Source organism: Paenibacillus solisilvae, from assembly GCF_042656405.1.
GTDB classification, from domain to species: domain Bacteria; phylum Bacillota; class Bacilli; order Paenibacillales; family Paenibacillaceae; genus Paenibacillus_Z; species Paenibacillus_Z solisilvae.
In genome coordinates this window covers 19,136-38,845 of the sequence record NZ_JBHSOW010000014.1, presented here as the reverse complement: position 1 = coordinate 38,845, position 19,710 = coordinate 19,136, and the positions used below count along the sequence as shown (strand labels likewise).

General features: G+C 42.9%; 16 protein-coding genes and 4 pseudogenes. 6 read left to right on the top strand and 14 right to left on the bottom strand.

The features are described 5' to 3' along the window. Window positions 1–997: 997 nt before the first annotated feature. The 3 genes from ACFPYJ_RS02785 to ACFPYJ_RS02775 form a co-directional block, all read right to left on the bottom strand. Window positions 998–1,651, bottom strand: coding sequence for a transposase (locus ACFPYJ_RS02785; protein WP_379186517.1), 654 nt, complete (start codon window positions 1,649–1,651; stop codon window positions 998–1,000). Window positions 1,652–1,870: 219 nt separating this feature from the next. Continuing rightward, window positions 1,871–2,230, bottom strand: a complete 360-nt coding sequence (locus tag ACFPYJ_RS02780) for a hypothetical protein (protein WP_379186516.1) — start codon at window positions 2,228–2,230, stop codon at window positions 1,871–1,873. Window positions 2,231–2,524: 294 nt separating this feature from the next. Continuing rightward, entirely contained in the window at window positions 2,525–3,616 is a 1,092-nt protein-coding gene (locus ACFPYJ_RS02775; RefSeq protein WP_379186515.1) for a tyrosine-type recombinase/integrase, read from the bottom strand. A 163-nt stretch (window positions 3,617–3,779) separates the two neighbouring features. Here ACFPYJ_RS02775 and ACFPYJ_RS02770 point away from each other — a divergent pair, with 163 nt between their 5' ends. Further along, window positions 3,780–4,031, top strand: a complete 252-nt coding sequence (locus tag ACFPYJ_RS02770; protein ID WP_379186514.1) for an AbrB/MazE/SpoVT family DNA-binding domain-containing protein — start codon at window positions 3,780–3,782, stop codon at window positions 4,029–4,031. Further along, window positions 4,028–4,465, top strand: coding sequence for a type II toxin-antitoxin system VapC family toxin (locus ACFPYJ_RS02765; RefSeq protein WP_379186513.1), 438 nt, complete (start codon window positions 4,028–4,030; stop codon window positions 4,463–4,465). Before ACFPYJ_RS02770 ends, ACFPYJ_RS02765 begins: the two co-directional genes overlap by 4 nt. 318 nt (window positions 4,466–4,783) lie before the next feature. Here the strand turns inward: ACFPYJ_RS02765 and ACFPYJ_RS02760 are convergent, their stop codons facing one another. Then, a complete protein-coding gene (locus ACFPYJ_RS02760) occupies window positions 4,784–6,958 on the bottom strand; it encodes an alkaline phosphatase PhoX (protein ID WP_379186512.1) in 2,175 nt (724 codons plus the stop codon). Between the two features lie 64 nt (window positions 6,959–7,022). Between ACFPYJ_RS02760 and ACFPYJ_RS02755 the strand changes: the two genes are divergently transcribed. Continuing rightward, the gene (locus tag ACFPYJ_RS02755; protein ID WP_465263351.1) at window positions 7,023–7,190 is read left to right on the top strand and encodes an alkaline phosphatase family protein; all 168 of its coding nucleotides are present in this window, start codon (window positions 7,023–7,025) and stop codon (window positions 7,188–7,190) included. A 22-nt stretch (window positions 7,191–7,212) separates the two neighbouring features. On the opposite strand, the gene ACFPYJ_RS02750 is transcribed toward ACFPYJ_RS02755, so the two are convergent. Then, on the bottom strand, window positions 7,213–7,458 hold the full coding sequence (locus ACFPYJ_RS02750; protein ID WP_379186520.1) for a hypothetical protein: 246 nt from the start codon (window positions 7,456–7,458) through the stop codon (window positions 7,213–7,215). Between ACFPYJ_RS02750 and ACFPYJ_RS02745 the strand changes: the two genes are divergently transcribed. Continuing rightward, on the top strand, window positions 7,439–7,612 hold the full coding sequence (locus tag ACFPYJ_RS02745; RefSeq protein ID WP_379186510.1) for an alkaline phosphatase family protein: 174 nt from the start codon (window positions 7,439–7,441) through the stop codon (window positions 7,610–7,612). The genes ACFPYJ_RS02750 and ACFPYJ_RS02745 overlap by 20 nt on opposite strands. Here ACFPYJ_RS02745 and ACFPYJ_RS02740 read toward each other — a convergent pair. From ACFPYJ_RS02740 to ACFPYJ_RS02715, 6 genes and pseudogenes are all read right to left on the bottom strand, one after another. Then, window positions 7,600–7,710, bottom strand: a pseudogene (locus ACFPYJ_RS02740) (permease); the annotation flags it as partial. The gene ACFPYJ_RS02745 and the pseudogene ACFPYJ_RS02740 sit on opposite strands and share 13 nt — an antisense overlap. 346 nt (window positions 7,711–8,056) lie before the next feature. Then, window positions 8,057–8,245, bottom strand: a complete 189-nt coding sequence (locus ACFPYJ_RS02735) for a hypothetical protein (RefSeq protein ID WP_379186509.1) — start codon at window positions 8,243–8,245, stop codon at window positions 8,057–8,059. A 1,129-nt stretch (window positions 8,246–9,374) separates the two neighbouring features. Next, the gene (locus ACFPYJ_RS02730) at window positions 9,375–9,830 is read right to left on the bottom strand and encodes a DUF5643 domain-containing protein (RefSeq protein WP_379186508.1); all 456 of its coding nucleotides are present in this window, start codon (window positions 9,828–9,830) and stop codon (window positions 9,375–9,377) included. Window positions 9,831–9,923: 93 nt separating this feature from the next. Beyond that, window positions 9,924–10,031, bottom strand: a pseudogene (locus ACFPYJ_RS02725) (DUF4179 domain-containing protein); the annotation flags it as partial. Between the two features lie 411 nt (window positions 10,032–10,442). Beyond that, window positions 10,443–11,210, bottom strand: a complete 768-nt coding sequence (locus ACFPYJ_RS02720; protein ID WP_379186507.1) for a hypothetical protein — start codon at window positions 11,208–11,210, stop codon at window positions 10,443–10,445. Window positions 11,211–11,386: 176 nt separating this feature from the next. After that, a pseudogene (locus ACFPYJ_RS02715) lies at window positions 11,387–12,725 on the bottom strand (IS3 family transposase). Between the two features lie 318 nt (window positions 12,726–13,043). Here ACFPYJ_RS02715 and ACFPYJ_RS02710 point away from each other — a divergent pair. Beyond that, window positions 13,044–14,246: pseudogene (locus tag ACFPYJ_RS02710) on the top strand (IS110 family RNA-guided transposase). 523 nt (window positions 14,247–14,769) lie between these two features. Here the strand turns inward: ACFPYJ_RS02710 and ACFPYJ_RS02705 are convergent. Continuing rightward, on the bottom strand, window positions 14,770–14,937 hold the full coding sequence (locus tag ACFPYJ_RS02705; protein ID WP_379186506.1) for a tyrosine-type recombinase/integrase: 168 nt from the start codon (window positions 14,935–14,937) through the stop codon (window positions 14,770–14,772). 302 nt (window positions 14,938–15,239) lie between these two features. Between ACFPYJ_RS02705 and ACFPYJ_RS02700 the strand changes: the two genes are divergently transcribed. Next, on the top strand, window positions 15,240–17,618 hold the full coding sequence (locus ACFPYJ_RS02700; RefSeq protein WP_379186505.1) for a bifunctional YncE family protein/alkaline phosphatase family protein: 2,379 nt from the start codon (window positions 15,240–15,242) through the stop codon (window positions 17,616–17,618). A gap of 127 nt (window positions 17,619–17,745) precedes the next feature. On the opposite strand, the gene ACFPYJ_RS02695 is transcribed toward ACFPYJ_RS02700, so the two are convergent. Both ACFPYJ_RS02695 and ACFPYJ_RS02690 read right to left on the bottom strand, forming a co-directional pair. Beyond that, the gene (locus ACFPYJ_RS02695; protein ID WP_379186504.1) at window positions 17,746–18,351 is read right to left on the bottom strand and encodes a recombinase family protein; all 606 of its coding nucleotides are present in this window, start codon (window positions 18,349–18,351) and stop codon (window positions 17,746–17,748) included. Window positions 18,352–18,913: 562 nt separating this feature from the next. Next, complete coding sequence (locus tag ACFPYJ_RS02690; RefSeq protein ID WP_379186503.1) at window positions 18,914–19,210, bottom strand: hypothetical protein; 297 nt, start codon at window positions 19,208–19,210, stop codon at window positions 18,914–18,916. Window positions 19,211–19,710: the final 500 nt, after the last annotated feature.

Here is a 19,710-nt window from a genome sequence, read left to right as displayed (position 1 = left end):
ATTTACCGGGCTTAGGCTCCGGCACATTCACCGGCGTAATCCGATTATTAATTTTGGTTTACAAGGCCTCTGCAGGAGTAGATCACGCTGCTCGATCTGCTTAAGCGTTGTTTCCAGATTCTAAGTCTTGAATTTGGCTATATTTGCCAGTGAACGGCGATTTTCATGTTCAAGAAACGCACATAAGTAGTAACCCTATACCTATAAGAACAGCACCAATCAACTCAAAGTTGTCCAACAAGAAGAAAAATTTACTTCTATTTTTAAAATCGTACGAAATAATCCTTTTTCTTAACCAAAAGCCAAATACGATAATATAAAGCAGTGCGAAAAGAAGTAGCATTGGAGTATTTTTTATATGAGTTTCAATACGCATGTTTCACACCTACCCGTAATCACCAAATAATTTTTTTACTCATTCAATCATTTGCTAATATTCCCAATAGTAACGCCTTTTAATTCAACTTTCCTGCCCGTTAACGGGGAAAAGGCAGCCGATTGAACTGGCTGCCTTCTCATTTTTGTTATTCAGCTATCGTGTCCCATCCCTCATTTTTAAGGGTTTATCTCACATATACTCACTCATTCGCAGGATTTCGTCACCTTGGATCAAGTCCATCTCAGGAAGCAACGCAGTTGATGCCCCCGTTGAGGTGGTGGGCTGAGCATGCGGAAATAGAGGAACACTCAGGAAATATTCCCCAGGCTATCTCTACTGCACGCATACTCCACATGATCCCTGGAGGTTCACCCTCCCACAACTCAACGGGTCAATGCCCTTACATTCCTTCGTTATACCTGTCCAAGGTGTGGAGACCGATAGCGTTTAGCGGATGGGTCTGAGCCCTTATGGGACACGAACTCGGTCCTCCGTGCTTTCTTTGTGAAATCCCGCGAATGAGTCAATATACGTGATTCATCTTAACTTAAGCTGCTTCTGTCCAAGTCAGAAGGGTTTTCTCTGGCGTAAACGTTTCTCCTCGTTGAACAATTCCAACTAAATTCGTGCCAGCTTTCCTATTAGCTTAAATTTGGATTGTTGCTTTTTCATCTTCTTTTCTTGCAGATTGTGCTCATGCAAATGACGGAAAACGGGATTATTCCAAACGAGCTGAACAGTTGCAAGATAGAGATATTTTCGCAAGGCAGAGTCTCCTCGCTTCGAAAGAACAATGCGTCCTTTTCGCTTTCCAGACGTACTTTCGGCCAAATTCAGGCCAGCCTTCCGCAATACCTGACGTCCATGCGCATACTGCCTTAAATCTCCTGTGCCAGCTAAAATAGCCGCGGTGAAGATCTTCCCGAGACCTTTTATGGTGCGAAGCTGCTGCGCCATAGGAATCTCAGCAAGCAGTGCTTCGATGTCCTTTTCAATCTGTTCAAGCATGGTGGTAACGCGCTCATATTCTTCAATGAGCCGTTTTAAATCTGCCCTCGCTTCTTCTACAGCAGTTCGTTCTCCCACACTACGTTTCGCCTGTGCGATGAGCTGTGCAGCCTTCTCTGTACCTGTAATACCTCCGGCAATGCCTCGGAAATTTGTGGACTGTGCCACATGCGTTTCTTTGGCCATGTCAATTCCTACGACGAGATGCGAGGTGGTAATTTGTTCAATCCGTTGATTTTGTGCGTCTGATTGCTTAAACTTCATAGTAAGAGCGCCTCCTTGATGTGTTGTCGACAAACCCATCATACCGAGGCGCTCCCTTTTTTACAAAGCCCATTTCTTAGGCTCTACAGAAATGTTTAGCGTAATGAATCTTGATTACTTTAGGTATTTCTTTAGCGGAAGTCTCTGTTATTCTTGATTGTTGAATTCTGAACATAAGAAAAACCGCCTTATCATTAGGCGGTTAGTTCTGGACTATCGTTATCTGTTAGTCAAAGCGCCAACGAAAAAGGCCAAACCAAATGACAAAAAATAAAGTCCAATCATAATAATTGAGAGTCTAATTATAATAATCATCAATTTTTTTACCAGAATGAAGAAGTTAATTCGCAGTAAGTCATCGGGCAAAACCCAGTCAATAAGAAACTTCCATCCGATCCACACACCGGAACGATGTAATCCCTCAACAATTAAAAATAAACCTGAAAATAAGAAAAATAATAATCCCGGTATCGGCGTTACAATCATAAATATAACAATTAATGTGATAACAAGAAGGAGGAAACTGCCAAGTCGGATATAAGGTACTTTCGATACGGATTCCTCAAGTTTTTTGAACACGTGTTGACTCATCCTCCGCACTTTATTAGTGCTAATTGTAGCATCTCATGGAATTAGCTTAAGCGGTTATATTTAACATTACTGTGTCCGCGCTGACAAGCTTGAAAAAGTTCTTATTTTTCTTTTTTCCATCCTTCTTTTAACCAATCGTACAGTTCGGGTGATTCCGCACGAATCCTGTCCGAGTCAATACTGAGAACGATTTCTTTTACCGTCATTCTGTCAACGGGGTTAATTATAAATGGGTTTAATTATAAAAGCTTATAAGAGATATTCTTTGTTCACTGATTGGTACTACAACTTCTCGACAAACCCCGCAGACGTGGCTTCCGGCGGCCTCGTATAAATCGTTAAATACCGTTTATTTCGGTGGCGTAAGAGCCGTTCCAAATCTTGCTCTGTCACATCCGGATGTTTGGCCAATTCATTGGCAAAGGTATGGCGCAAGTCATGCGGACGCAGCGGTGAAATCTGGCGCTCCAGATCTTTCTGTTCTGCATCGTGCCATTTACCGATTTGCTCAAGGATTCGGTTAATGGATCTGGGATACAGCCGGCCATCTATTATTCGAGCTGGTGTTCCTATCGCACTTAAGAACAAGGAAATCGTTTCCTCCGCATGATCCAGATGCCTCTCGAATTCCAAATAATCGGCCAGGGCAGCCCTTGCATCAGCCGACAAGTACTCGGTTCCTTCCGTTTTTCCCTTTCCGCGAATCCGGACGATCTTTGCACTTCGAGATGCACGCAGCTGCATAGGGTCACTAGGTTCGACTTGATCCAAGTTCAGATTCACCAGTTCCTCTCGGCGTAGCCCCGTCGAAAGCAGGACGTAAACGATCGCCCGATCGCGCCGCGGACGCGCATGTGTTTTGAGTTCCATTTTTCCTTTCATCCGGCGCCGGTCCTTTTTGAGGTGAAACCGCTCGAGCCGGTCACAAATGTTTTTAAGTGTCAGGATTTGTTCGGAAGTCAGCGTCCGCGGCTTAGGGTCCGGCAGCATGATCTCACGGATCCCTTTGGTGGGATCTTCCGACAGCAGTTGAGGTGCACGAACCCGAAGCCATTTCATAAACCGTGAGAGGGCAGCCTGGTGATTGTTCACGGTGGCCGGCGCATATCCCTCCCCTCCCTTTTCGGGTGGACTATACAGCTGCTCGAACCACGCCGTAACATCCCGTTTTACAACAGCCGTTACTTTTTCATATCCGTACCGGTCCCGAAAGAAGTCAATGAACCGGCTCAGCTGCAGATCAATCTTTTTTTCGACTTCTCGCTTCCGGTCCCCTGATATTTCCATCCCCATGTAGCGCTCTTTCCAAAGCGTCAATCGGTCCTCCTCAGGATCATAGACCGAAAAATTCTTCCGTGTCGTGTTTTGTCTCATTTAAGCACCTCCCTGAGTGTCCTATTATCGTCATTATAGCACAATTAAGAGCACAGAAGGGATATTCTGTGACGTGTCTTGTCCTCTGGTTTAAAGGTTGAATTAAATCATCATAAGTGTGATAAAATGAATAGTAGTAAGACGAAATAAAGGATGGTGTGATATGGAGCATATATTGAAATTGGAAAGCGAAATTCGGACGAAGTATCAGATTACAATCCCTGAAGAAATACGTGTGAAAGCAAAATTGTCAGTTGGTGATAAACTGTTATGGCAGTATGATGAGGTTCGTGACGAAATCATTGTGATGCCAAAGCCAAAATCATTTTCCGACAAACTTTGGGGACTTGGAAAAGAGTTATGGACGGATGAACCAAGTGATGACTATGTTCGGAAGGAGCGAGAAAACTGGTGAATGCCTCCTCCCCCTCTTCATTTAAGAAAATCGCGTTGGACACAAACATTTTTATTTATGTGTTTGAGCAACATCCTGAATTTGGTGAGAAAGCTAAGTGGCTGCTCGAGCAAATTGAGGAAGGAGCGTATTCAGCCGTTGCTTCGACCATTTCATTGACCGAGATCCTCGTGAAACCGATTCGGGATGGGAATCTGGCTTTAGAGAAGCAGTACAAGCTGCTTTTCGCCCATTTCCCAAATCTTTCGGTTGTGCCCATTGACAATACGGTTGCCGAACGGGCCGCTTTTCTACGTGGAAAATACGGAATGAAAACACCGGATGCGCTTGTGATCGCATCCGCCATCATTGCACAAGCGGATGTTTTTGTTACAAATGATCTTCGATTGGAACAAGTGGAGGAAATACCATGTAAAGGTTTAGATCAATTATAAGTGCAAGTCAAAAGCTAGCAGGTTCCTGAACCGCAGTGGCCGCCTTAGTCATGTACCGGATTCGCTCACGCGACACCACAAATTATGGAAGTAATTGCGTTCTTCCACGGGAGCTTAATGACATATCTGTACCTGTAAACGTCAAATAGGCCCCACCTAGCGGTCAGAACGGGGCCTATTTGACGTTCACTTATAAATTGAACGACATGACGTGTGCAGTTACAGCCCGGCTTCATGCATGATTGCCATTTGCCTTAACGAATACAAAAAACTGCCAGATGATAACTCGCTGGCAGTTCTTTGTACTTCTTTTATTGATTACTGTTTAATAAACTCATCCATGATATCTGCAGGAAACAATACTCTACCGTTTACCAGTGCCACTTTACCCTGCAGCTGGACTTTGCTCCCGTTGATCGTAACCTCACTAGTTTTCGTGTTGATAGAAAGGATTTTTCCGTTCAGGGTAACCGTAAGGATGCGCTCCGCTTGGTTCCATTTCAAATTGGCGCCATTGGCTTCGGCAACTTCACGTACAACAACTTGGCCTTTTTTTCTTTCATTATGGTTATCATTATTAATGTTCCCATTAGAACCAGTCAACTTAGCAAGTGAAGGAAGTCCGCTAATATATCCTACCGAACCTGCCTTTTTGTTATCCCAGAATTTATTGATATAGCTGTCTACCTCAGATTTCAACGGTTCAGGAATAATCATCTCATCACCAGGATGTTGAAGGTTGCTCATAATATAGCTAAATCCGTTCAAATCATCGACCATTTGCAGCCCGGTTGCTTCTGCACCTGCTGGAACGGACATAATGCGAGACAGTTTTTTAGTATCCACGTTATAAGCCCACATGAAGTTATTCGCATGCATGCCGCTGTCTTCACCGATAAATAATGTTCTTAGATTTTGCGAGAAAGAAATGTTGTCCGGGTTTGCCACTTTATCAACTGCAGCCGTATTGCCTTTCTCATCTGCTTTGGCCAGATCTTCACCGATAATCAACGCCTTCATCGTTGCAGGAACATAGTTGCTGTTAATAACAGCTTGGCTCGAATCTTTCTGGCTGCCTTGCAGGGAAAGCTCGTAGGTTGCACCAGATTTCATTTTCGGAAGCTGAATATGATCTGCTGGGTCTTCCCCTTTAGCGTCTTTTTCCATGCTCTTTTCAACATAAGACATTGCAATATACAATTTTTTGTCTTTCTCGTTGACGGTCACGCCTTCCATTTTGTTGAACTCGGAAGTAGCGCCTAGAACAGCACCATATCTGCGGGATTCCATAAATGCTGCCGCTTTTTCCATACCTGGCTTGACTTTCAACCACTCGTTTTTACCGCTTGGGTACGTTTTGATTTTCGTAAATCCTTCAGTGTCTTTATCCGCTGTATCAAAAATATCGCTAAATTTAATGCCTTTATCGATATAAGTTTTGATCTCACTGTCGGAAGCATGTCCAAGTTTGATCCACTGAAGATCAGCTGCTCCGCCGTCTTTGTCACTCGTTTGCAACCATTTTGCAGCAAAAAGCGTTCCTGCAGAAAGGTTTTCAGTTTTATCAGCAACATACATGAACATCATCGTATTTCCGCCGTCGTCGCCGAACAACACCGTTCTGCGATCCGGAGCAACTTTACCCAGCTCATGAGAGAAGCGTCCCATGCTGTAATGCTTTACAACCGATGTCGTGTTATCCGCGTGTACCGTCACTTCAGGGATATAGCCGTTGGCGTAAGGATTTCCGACTTTATTGTCATCTTGATAATAGTGTTTTGTGAAAGATCCGACATAAGTTTGCTTAGCATCTTTTTCGAACGCACGAGCATCCGCTTCGTATTCTTCACTGCTAAGATGAGTGTTCCAAGGCGTTAAAGACCCATTACAAGGAATCCATAAGCCCCCTACAGCAGAAAAGTCGACCTTTTTCACATTCGTAACTTTCAGTTCACCGTTCTTTTTGTTCTGGTCGATCGTGCTCAAGCTCATGGATGCCGGGATCATGCCGTAAGCGCCTTGGCCAGCATTGTCGCGTGTGATGTATTCATAATGAGTAAGCAGCGAAAGCGGATTTCCACCAAGCTCAGTTTTTTTGGCGCCTTTAACGCTGAGCAGACTGTTGGAGTCCGGCCCGTCGGATACATAAGGCACGGGCTTATCGGGAACACTGTTATCCATGATCGGTTTTCCATAAACATCAACTGCTAGTCCTGCTGGTGTTCCGTTAATGACATCGTTAGATTTAAACAACGTTTTATATGACAGTGGAAAGTTTTGTACAGTCCCGTTCGTAAAAGTAACATGAACTGATGCTCCCGAATATGCTTTGGCCATGTCCTCCGCTGTTACAGGAGCCGCCATACCTATGAATTCTATTGATTTAATCTTCTTACTTGCCTCTGCTTGAGCGACACCGGGAAAAAGCGATGGCACTAATAGAGCAAGTCCCAAAGCGGGTGCTATAAGCTTCGTCGGTTTCAATCTTTTCATTTCCCCACTACCTTTCTAATTTTCTTAACACCTTCTAAGGATATCACCCATTTGTTAACCGGATATAAAATGTAACGCAGACAAATCGGATACGACAACACCTATTAAACATGTAGTTGTGATCTTCCAAGAAAATGTTTCCTTTGACCACTACTTTGGTACAAATCCGAACGCAGCCAACCCCTCGGGTGAGCCGCTGCTTTGCCGAATACGCCCAAAGTCAACGGTTTGACTCGCGCACAATCCGAATGCGGCTAATCACCATCAACCGTTCCAATATTACAAATCGACTTCGAATCCGGATCATTTGCCGTCGTCTTCGGTAAATATGGTCGGCAAAACGGATCAAGCGAACCATCAGTACGATCAGCAGGACTTTTGGAGTGCGGCGGACGCAGGCAATTTTCCGGCCGTAAGTTATCTGAAAGCATCAAGACGGCCACGCCGGATATTCCGATCCGCTGAACGAACAGCATTTCGTTGTCGACACCATTAATCATTTGCAAAAACTGCCGGAGTGGAAACACAGCCTTTATCATTGCTTATGACGATTCCGACGGCTGGTACGATCATGCCGCATCGCCCTTTACAAATTCACATTTTGAAAGACTTCGTTCTTCTCATCCTGCGAAATGCCAATATATTCGTCTTTGATGCATTTGCTCGGAGACAAAGCTTTGAATCAGGGCGGAAAGCAAAACGCCCAGCAAGATGAACGGGATCGCTTCCAACAAAATGCTTATGAACAATGTTTTGAAGGATTGAAGTTGCTCGGTCGAATTGAAGGATAGCTGGGAAATGTCGATTGTCGATAAAATGAATACGATAAGAAGAAAGCAAATTGCCGTTACGACGAAAAGACTGAGTCGAGAAATTGTGGATGGCATGCGTATTAGCTCCTAGATGATAATATGATAATGAACAGCAATTAGGTCAATTGGGAAATGCAGCTTTATTACACCTTTGGTACCATTAATCGTCCAAATCGATGAGGGGGAGAAAATTGATCTCCCCCCGTTTCATTACCGATCCATCCTACATTTCGCTAATGTGATGACATCTGCGTTTATTCTTTTAGTTTCAAACTCTTGAATTGCTCTACTTTTGTGTCAATAAATATTGAGCGTCTCGCAGCAAATATTGAGCCGCTTTGCTTGTGATGCTCTTCCCGCTTTGAGCCTTCACATCATTCATAAAGCCTTTCAGATCGTTGTTTGCCAATTTAGCCAGCAGATTAGTGGTAACATCGGCTTTAGTGATCTCTTTGTTATTAGCAAAGCGTGTCACCAATGCCTTTAAAGAATCGATGCTGGTTGCCGTCGTAAACTGAACGTTGTCAGTTAAATTATTGCAATATTTCATTTTTTTATAATATGGATATATTGACTTTTAACCGGGATTCCATTTTCAACCAATGCTTTATAGTATCCCTGATGCTGCTCTTCACTGCTGCTAATCGGTGTGATCCTATACGTTATTAAGCTATCTCTTCCCATCATTTCTTTCTCTTACTCTCCATTTTATAATTTCCATAATTTGGTTTAAAGATCGAACGCATGAAAAAAGCCCTTCAACACGAGGACTTTTTTATTGATCTATTTTCCTTCACGTCGGCTCTTCTGGACGATTTCACTTACTTCATCTATGAACCCCGGTGCACATAATGGTTTTCTTCCCGTTTGTCCTAGGTCCTAGCATAGAGCACCTCACCGGTAGTAATGTTACTATATTATACTACATTAACGCGGTGATTAGTTAAACTGAAGCGACAAAAATAACTGCCGAGACATTGATCTCGGCAGTATCCAAATACTAGGCTGTGAATTTCAGTGCCCTCCCCTCAAAGGACTGGTTCGCCGCGGCATCGTTGAACCATGGTATCCGTACCTCAATTCAACGATTTGATCACTCAATAATCAAATGAATTGATGGAAAGTTCTGCTCCTTGCGCTTTCGCACAAAAATGTACTTGCATACAGCAACCAACACCTTCATCAAATTGAATCACACGATTCAATTGACAGTTAAAGCATGTTTAACGGCAGTAAGCTTCGCGTGCCGCTGCCGCTCCTCCGCGGACTCAGTCATGAAGCAGGGAGTGCGCGCCAGCTCCAGCAGCGCTTGCTTCGCCGCTTCGATTGCGCTGCTTTCTTTCTGCAGCAGGTAATACGAAATCTGGTAACAATAGCTTTCGTATTCCCGTAGGACAGTTGCAATTTCGATAAGAGTCCATAAAGGGATCCCCTTAAATCTCACTTTACTACAAACAATTAATCATCAAATCACGGACCGTCTTCACGGGACATCGACCTGGTTCCTTGAGAGCAATCGTCCCTTGATAAACCGGACTGCCGGTTATGGTATCGGCAATAATAGAAGTTACCACTCTAATGGAATTTTCACTTCCATCGTCGACTCATTTTTTTTCATGAACTACCAAAGTTATATACTGAGGCTTGGGGTTGGCAGCAGAAAGAGGACCAAAATTCACAAGCTCTTCTCCACCTCCTCCCATTCCTCCCCCTGCTGGCACAAAAGGCAATCCTTTATCGTCTTTAAGTGTATAAAACAATTCTCCTGTGTACTTTGTTTTAATCAGGAATTGAGTCGTCACCGGAGTTGAAATTATCTTTTCTATGGTAAATTTCTTGTTTCCAATAGATGCTGATATTTGCGGACGGAATGTTTTAATATGGTTAGATATCTTTTCCATCGATAAAGGAATCGAAACATTCCACGTACCATCCGTTTTTGCCACCCGACTGACAAGCATGTTCAATTTTGGATGCTCTGGCAGAGGCGAAGTATTGATCACGGTTGTCCCTACGAAGGTATGGTCCCCGGTAATAGTAAATACATGAGTGGAAATCATAGTTGGCCGTGCTCCTTCAATTTTGAGATCGTAATAGACAGCTGCGTCTTCTTCGCTTATCTTTTCCTTCTTTTTAAGATATTCAACCTCATAACTGACAACAATTTGGATACCATCATAAAATATATCCTCGACAGTGAGCCTGATATCTTTGTCAGTAACAGACAGGTCCGTTGATACGCTTAAATCCTTTTGTTCGATTTGAGATAATCCGTTCCGAAACTGCCGCCTGTTTTTTCATAGTGAGCTATTAGCGGTCAAGATCATGATGGACAAGAGAATCATTTTCATTACTTAGCCTCAATTCATTTTTGGTTATTTTACCCGGAATTCGAAGAACAATTCTCTGCGCACCGCAGATCCATCGGGATAAACCTGGTAAGTTGCTTGAATCTGCCCTTTAGCTTAATAAACAGTAAGGAGCAGTTGCCGCGGCAAACTGCTCCATCGTTAAACTAAAGTGCCCGTTACTTCAATAAGATTTATTCTGGGTATTGATTTTCAAGAAGCATATTTGATTTTAAAAGAATACCTTCTACACTCAAAGGTACATCATATCCCTTCATGAATGCAGAGGTAGAGGTGTTAGTTGCTTCTTTTAGCTTCCAGATACTAACCCCCATTTAATTTTTGCTTACTCCAATCAATATGAGGTCCCTGAATGCCGAAACCCGATATTTTTTCCCTAAAAGAATATAAAGCATCACTATACCCAATTACCACCAGTGGATTGTATCTTTGAGGGTCTTGATGTAACCACTTTTGTTCCACAAGATTTATGGCACCTTTATCAATCCAAATTGCCACACCTTCACTGGTTCTGTCTTTTAAATCTTTGAAATTATATACGACAGTTATCTCGGGGTGTTTTCTTAACTCGGCATAAGTAAGTTGAGCACCACTTTTTGGAACTAAATATATTGCCTTTGCAGATTTTTCTTTATCAGCGTACTTTATTTCATTCCATTTAATTTCGTTAGAACCAGCGTCTTTTACAGCTATAACAGGAAATTTATCCTTGTCGACGCCAAGCTCTTCAATGCGTAAATTGTAGGGTTCCAGCATTTTCGTTGAGTCTTTCACGTGAGTATACGAAGCAGCGTTCTTGAGATAGGAATCGAAAGCTTGCTTCAAATGTTCAGTTGTTATTTTGTTAGGGTCAATGCCAATTCCTACGTTGAATAAATTTTTATCAGGATTACTTGAAAACCCTGTAAGAGTAATACCAGGTTCGTCCCTTAGTTGATTGAGACTCTTGGCTAAGCCATTTCCTATTTCGGTAAACTCATTATTGTTATTGCCATCCGTACAACCAGTGAAGAGTGATAACAAACTCATGATAACGACGATAAATGCGAGCTGACGTAAAATGAACTTCATAATTCAGCCTCGCTTTCTGAACTAATGATCAGCTTCTATATCTGGATACATCGACGTCTTTCTAAAACCATCATACCATATATTAGTGCACGATTTACTACGCAAATCTGCCCGTTCGTATTATGAGGTCACCAGATCTTTAAAATGTACCCTATGTAAAGGACATTTAAAAAAGGTTAGGCTACACAAAGAAGATGATTTCTGTATTCTACAGGGGTCATCTTCTTTAAATTCCATTGGTAACGGAAATTGTTATAGTAAGTCATATAATCTCTTATTTCCTTTTTAAGTTCTTCTAAGGTGTTACAGGGTTTAATATAAGCTTCATCTTTGAAATGACCAAAGAAGGACTCCTGTGGAGCGTTATCCCAGCAATTGCCTTTCCTTGACATTGATTGTCCAAGCCCTAATTTTCGTACGTATTTTTGGAAAGTGGGACTTGTATAGTGTGCCCCTTGGTCAGAATGGATAATTGCACCTGCTGCAAACTTTACTCGTTTATTCCTCTTCAACTTTACTAATATGTATCCGTTACTAAATCTAATGTCATTCGATTGGAAACATTATAGGCAAGAATTTCATTCGTTGAACTGTCTTTAATGGTAGATAAAAAAGCCTTCTGGCCATTACCATAATAGAGATATGTAATATCGGTGAGTAATACTTTTCCTGGAACTTCCTGTTTAAATTCTCTGTTTAATAAGTTCGGGAGTACAGAGTGTTCTTGAGAAGCTTTCAACATTTTCAGATACGGGTTAGTTCTTCTTATAGGACAAATTATCTTGTACTTCTTCATAATTCTTTGAATCCGTTTCAAGTTATACGTAATTTGAAATTGTCCTTCTAAGGTCATCTTAATCTGTCGAGCACCTTTTTTCCGACCTTTAAAATGAAAGGCTTTTAAAATATTCCCTTTAAGGATTAAGTCTTCTTTTTCCCGTTTGTTTCTTCTTTCCTGGGAATCTGAAGAAATGTAACTATAATAACCTGAGCGCGAAACTCCTGAAATTTTGCATAAGAAACTGACCATATTCTTAAGCTCGTACTTTTCAATTACTGAACGAATCAGAAGGAATTTCTGTTCAGCAGTGACTTTTACTCGTTTTCCTGCAGCCCCCTCTCCAGGATGTCTAACTTTTTTAGTAATTCATTCTCGGCTTTTAACAGTTTAATTTGTGCTTCTAATCGAGCATTTCTTTCTTCTAAAGTAAGCTCTCTCTTGATCGGTCTCCCAGAATTTCTCTTACGCATATCCTGAAGGCCTAACACTCCTGATTTATTAAAAGCAGTACGCCATCTATGGGCAGCTCTATTTACTCTGACAATACCTATAACTTCGACATCAAAACCATACTCCTCAAAGATCTGTCTTGGTGATTTTCCTGTTTTATTTTCAGCTATAAAAATTCTTTTAAACTCATCTGTATACGTAATCTCCTTGCTACTTACAGATTTGACATAAGGATTAGTGGATAGATATTCTACTTCTTTCTGGGTAAAATAGTTTCTTGGCATTTGATAATTTTCTCCGGTTTCTCTATTTTATAAGTTATACAAAAAGTACCCTATAGGGCAGACCTTTTTCAAGTGTCCACTCTATAGGGTACATTTTACTTTCTGGTCGACCTTTTTTTTGTGTGGCCGTAAGATTGCGGTAGCCGGGAATCGAACGTTTCTGCCCGTGGGACTTAGATCCCGAGAGCTATTCCGTTCATTCCCCCTACTTGTTCAACCATGGTTAGGCTGGTTGGGACGTAGATCCCGTATCACATGCGATAGTGTGGAAGACAAGAAGGTTAGGGGTTACCGGTGAATTTGCTTCGGGAGGATGGTATGAATCCAGTGATTGGGTTGGATGTGTCCAAGGGAGAGAGCCATGCACAAGCTTTTTTAGATCGTGGAATTCTTCACGGAAAGATCTTCAGGTTTAATCATGACCTTGAGGGGTTAGGGTCGTTTCTACGTTTCATTAGAGGCGTTGAAGTAGCTTCAGGGATGCGCCCCTCCATCGTTATGGAGGCAACAGGACATTATCATAGCCCTATTATTCAGTTTCTGGATGAACACCAGTATTTGTACATTGTTATTAATCCTTTAATCTCCCATAACGCCAAGAAAACCAATTTGCGACGGTTGAAGACGGATGCTGCTGATGCCCATCTTTTAGGGACACTATTTTATAAAGAAGAGTTTGAGCCCTTTAAAAAACGGGGCCAGCATCTCATGAATTTACGCTATCTCACGCGCCAGCATGAGTCTTTAACGGGTATGTATGTTCAAGTGAAGCTCCAATTCCAAGCGATTCTGGATCAGGTTTTTCCTGAATACCATGGCGTCTTTGGTGACCTTTATTCAAAAGTTTCCCTTCGGTTTCTGGCCGTGCACCCCACGTCTAAAGAGGTCTTGGAAATGACTGAGAAGGAGATTACTGCAACCATCCAGCGCCTTACGGGACGTGGCAAATCCGCTTTGTGGTGTCTGGAACGCACTCAATTTTTAGTAGCTGCAGCAATGCGAAATCCCTTTAAGGAGACGGCCTACCCTAGCCATTTGATCTCCATGCAGCTGCTCATCCAATTGCTTCTTCAATACCAGGATCATCTAGCAACCCTTAATAAATCGATAGAAGCCCTGGCTTGAAGAGTTACTTGAATATGATTTAATCCAATCGATACCCGGTATTGGCACTAAGATTGCTGCAACAATTTTAGCTGAGATTGGGGAAATCGATCGGTTCGATCACGCAAAGAAGCTGGTGGCCTTTGCCGATGTAGATCCAAGTGTTTTTTCTTCAGGCAAATTTACAGCAACCATCAATAAAATAACTAAGCATGGCTCCAGAAGGCTACGTACTGCCCTGTACCAAGCGGTACGATGTGGAATTCGTAGTAATAGAAACAAAAAACTAAGAGATTATTACGATAAGAAACGTGCTGAAGGAAAGCTGTTCAAAGTAGCGATAATTGCTTGTGTGAATAAACTCATAACTGGATTTTTGCTATCTTGACTACTAAAGAAGCGTTCCGTTTAGAGTAAGAAGCGAGAAATGGATATATATGGATCAACCGTCTTTGCTATGTAGGACGGTTCTTTCCCATGCCCTTTTTTAAGTATACCACCTTATGAATGGACCATTAATAATTAAATATTGACAAGCTATTAGCTGGAATAGCTTAGCCATTGGCCTGATACAGATTAAAAATAAATCCTTCTATCTACTCACCTTGTCGCCGTCTTTTCTGCACGATTTCTCTGGCTTCATCGATTGAATATCCCTTACGCACATAGAAGTTTTCTTCAACATACTCGATGTGCCGGTTTACTTTCTCTGGCATGGTTTCTGCGCTCCAATTTTCGTGTATCGCTCTCCGAAGAAGTTTAAAGGTGACTTTACCGGCCGCGGGTATTGTCTCAGGATTAATAACAACTCTAATACGCGTTAAAATGGAAGCGGTCTTAGAAGTTCGATGACCTCAAAACTCGGATAGGTTAAGGTTGCAATTTGATAAGCCATTGCGATTGCGTGAACGTTTCCTGCTTCCATAATGATCTCCCCTTTTCATTGGATTGACGAAAGGCTGTCTAAGGCTTCTCTCCGTTCCTGGCTGCTGGACTTCGTATAAACGCGGGTATAATTGATATTTGCATGACCTAAAATATCGGCTACTCGTTGCAGCGCATAACCAGCTTCCACTAAATCATGAGCTAACCGTATGGCGGGGAACATGAAGCTAGATGCCCCACTGCCGGCTGGTCTGCTCAGATGGCCTAACGAGTGCTCATCCCTTCTGTGAATCCCGCTTTATTCTTTCAATAAGTAGTGGTGGCTGTACTATCATTATTTTGAAAGTCGATGAAACCCCATAGTACAAATGTCGCGTTTTTCTTAACAGACCTCTCATTTTTGTTCTATTATTTTGTGCTATTCTTTAGACGGATCAGCAGTTATTTTATAGAAAAGGAGGTAAAAGGAGGCAGTCAAAACAAAACTGCTGTGAAATTGTTTTTAAAAAAAGGAGGAGCGAACTTATGAAAAAAATCAGTAAAAAGATGGCTGCCATTGTATTGGCGGTAACGGTAGTCGGATCCGGAACAGCCATGGCAGCTTCTTACAATATTTTGGCAGGCCCGCAGTCGGACAACACAGGGGTCACCCCTCACGGTTGGTTTTTGTCACCTGCGGGTAAACAGCTGACATTGGGCGATTTCCCGATGGGTGCAGCCATCAGCCCGGATCACCGGTTTATGGTGGTATCCAACGACGGACAAGGCACCCAAGCCCTGCAGGTCGTTGACATTGCCCAGCAAAAGGTCATGCAGACGATTCCTTACACAAGTCCAGAAACGCTCTTTCTTGGCGTTGTTTTCAGCCCAGATGGTAAAACATTGTACGCTTCTGCGAGCGGCAATGACAAAATTCGCGTTTTTCAGTTCAATAACGGGACTCTTACCGAGCAATCCCCTATTCTCATGAAAGATGCAAACAACACCAAATTTTATCCGCAGGGACTTGCGATCACCCCAGATGGAAAATTCTTATATACCGCGAACAACTTAAATAACTCCGTCTCCCGCATTGACCTCACGACAGGCCAAATCCAGGGGACTACCCCAGTCGGGCAAGCCCCGTATACGGTACTTCTCAGTAACGATGGAAGCACGTTATACGCGAGCAACTGGGGTGAGAGCAGCATCACCGTCCTGAATGCAAAAGATTTAAGCGTTAAGAAAACCGTTGCGGTTGGACTGCATCCGAATGCTCTGGCCGAGAATCCGGTGAACGGATTTATCTATGCAGCCAATGCGGATAGCGATAATGTTTCTGTTGTCGACCCGAACCAGCAGCAAGTGGTTCAAACCATTTCCCTCTCTCCGTACCGCAATGCGCCATCAGGCAGCACTCCGAATGCTCTTACGGTTAGCAAGGATGGAAAAACACTGTATGTGGCCAATGCTGGAAATAACGATATTGCCGTAGTCGACCTGGGTAATGGGACAAGCCGCCATTCCTCCCCGTCCGTGAAAGGTCTTATCCCTACCGCTTGGTATCCGACGGGCGTATACCTGACGGATGACGGAAAGCAGCTCATGGTGCTTAACGCCAAAGGTCTGGGGGCCGGCCCGAACCCTCAACATCAATATATTGGAAATATGATTCAAGGCACTATGTCCTTCATTGATGTGCCCAATGATCAGCAATTAAAGAAGTATTCAAAACAAGTTGATGATAACAACCCGGTATACGACCCAAAAAGGGACAAAAAAAGTGAAAAAAATTCGCCTATACCTCGTTCTGCCGCTCAAGAATCTCCGATTAAACATGTGATTTACGTCATTAAAGAGAATCGCACATACGACCAAGTGCTTGGAGACTTGGGGAAAGGCAATGGCGATCCGTCTTTAACGCAGTTTGGCAAACAGGTAACTCCGAACCTGCACAAGCTTGCGAATCAGTTTGTAACTCTTGACAACTTCTATGCGGATGGAGAGGTCAGTGAGCAAGGACATCCATGGATGGATCAGGCGATATCCAATGATTATTCGGAGAAAAGCTGGCTCGCACATTACTCCAGCCGTAAAGCCGGGACCGATGATGAAGCGACCAAAGTAAGCCAAGGGTATTTATGGAACAATGCCATGAATTCTGGTGTATCGTTCCGTGATTATGGCGAGCTTGTAAATTTTGATCAGAAGACGGGAATCGCGACGCCAAGAGATCCAAGCATGGGAAACAATTTAGATCCACAATATCCAAGTTTCAACTTCAAAGTCTCCGATGTTCAGCGTGTAGACGAATGGGCGAAGGAGTTCAAACAGTTTGAACAAAACGGCAACTTGCCGCAGCTTGAAATGATGTTGCTACCGAACGATCATACCGAAGGTACAACGCCGGGCCACCCCACACCTTCAGCCTATGTGGCGCAAAACGACCTTGCCCTTGGAAAACTGGTCGATATTGTGAGTCATTCGAAGTATTGGAAAGATACAGCGATCTTTGTTTCAGAAGATGATGCCCAAAATGGGGCGGATCACGTCGATGCACATCGTACGGAAGCTCTCGTCATCAGTCCGTATACACAAATAGGGAAAGTGGATAGTACCCTTTACGATCAGATGTCAATGTATCGCTCAATTGAAATGATTTTGGGTATGAAGACGATGACCCAGTTTGACGCTTCGGCGATTCCGATGCTGAATGCGTTCTCGAATCGTCCGAACTTTGCACCTTATTCGGTTGTACAACCGACCTATCCACTGGATGCCATCAACGGGCAAAATGCACCGATGGCCGAAGTTTCTAAACAAATGGACTTCTCTCAACCGGATGCCGCTGATAATGATAAACTCAACCGTGCGATCTGGTTGGCAACCAAAGGAAACCAACCGTACCCTGAATCCAAAAAATAAACCGATATTTACACGAATCTTTTAAATCTCATAAACCGCTCTCTTGTGAGAGCGGCTTTTCTTTTTTCTCTTCGGTTTTCTTGGAATATCTGGTCAACTTAACCTCATTTTCTTCGTAATAGGAATGCTACCCGTTCTTCACTAATTCCTTTGCACGGCGATAAAATGTGTTGGGTTTCAATCCCAATTGCTTCATCGCAGCCACAGCAGTCATCCCACCACTTTTCCATTCATGATAAACCTTCTTAAAATCCTCCGTGACCCCCTGCTTTGGTCTACCGAATCGAACCCCTCTTCCAAGAGCCACTTCGATCCCTTCCGCCTGACGCTGCTTGATCTTCTTACGCTCTTGTTCAGCTACATAAGAAAGCATGGAAAGGAATTGATCTTCAAGCAGTTTTCCTAAATCACCCATTGTTTTGAATTTGCGGCTATCGAACAAGGACTCATTTTCCAAGACGATGATGTCGGCGTTTACTTCTCTTGTAATGTCTCTCCACTCGCGGATAATTCCATCATAGTCACGGCCAAGACGACCAAGGGCATCCAAATAAACCAAATCTTTCTCTCGAATCATCATTTTCATTGCCTGGTATTTGGGTCTGTCAAAATCCTTGCCGCTTTGCTTGTCAACAAATATGTATCGTTCCTCAATTCCGAGCTCGTGCATTTTCTTCAGCTGACGTTCTGTATTTTGGTCCTTGGATGACACTCTTACGTATCCAAATTTCATAAAGACACTCCCCCTTTTGAAATACTTTAGTATGTCAATAACTATAAACAAAACGTGAAATATTTCAATAGTTATTTTTATAGTTTTTGACATGTATTTTTAGGAGAGTTTTTGACTATTTCAAAAAGTATGCTTTCTGACACAAAAAATGCAACTCTTTTTCCCCGGATATGAATATCTCCAACTAAATCTCATACCCCATACTTTCATAATGATCAAATGGCCACATTGTAAGTTTTCCAGATTTATACTTTTCCGTCCGATCATATAGCGGCCAAAATTGATAGGGGTTATCTGAGTTATCTGACATATCTGTTCCCCCAGCATAATAGAAAGCTGCAGGACGTTCGGTTCCATTGTCAAGGGTCGGCACCCCAAAAATCAAACAGCGTTTCTCACTAAGTAATATCGCAAAATCATAGGGCTCATCGTTCCATTGTTTCAATGACTGGCGTTTAAGCAGGTTAGGATAGTTCTGACGGCTTGCGTTTCGTGCTGTTTTGCCCCGTCGATCAGTGGCGAGCCCTTCTTCAACGTACCGATCGAAGGTGTCACGCCACCTTTATAAGCTGTGTTTGGACTTCTTATGACCGATAACATCCAGATCAAAACCGGCCCGAATAAAGATCTCGGAAGGCGTCTGTCCCTCGTTGTAGGCTTGCAGCGCTGCCAGCTTAAATGCAGCGTGTACGTGGTGGCCGATTCGGTCACATGCTGTACGTTGGAGTTCGCCTCCAACTTCCTCTTCTGCTCTTCTGTAAAAACTACTCGTTTCTGTTTCCCCATTTTCGTCTCGCTCCTCCACCCTTACCTTGATTAAAACACAAATGACCCACAAGAAGAGGGTCACTTTTTTCAAAGTGTCCTTCTTGTGGGTCACAGTTCAGTCAAAACTTGATGGCATTTTTACACGATCAAAAAATGATTGAGAGCTATCACCGGTGTGAACGAAGGGAAGAGCATTTACGCACCAGACGAAGCTCTGTACAAAATTTTGAAGAAAGAATCGAAGGAAATAAGTCGTTGGGAGGTATTAGATCGGATTCAATGTCCTGTTTTGGTACTCAGAGGGGGGACTGAACAGGCAATATTGAAACAGTCAGAAGCAGAGAAATACAAATTTATTTAACAAACGTAAAAGTGATCACTTTTTCAGAATCAGGACATGAATTGTGGATTCCATGCTATGAGGATTGATGAGAACGGCTTCGAATTGGTTTCGTTCGAGCCATTTAGCAAAGGATAGCCAGTAAATGACCGGTAGGTTCCATCCTAACGATGGTAGCATGAAGCCGAGAGGAAGCGTGGGCCAGATCGTTGAGAAAAGCTTTCTTTGGGTTATCTCAACGATCTGAAGCC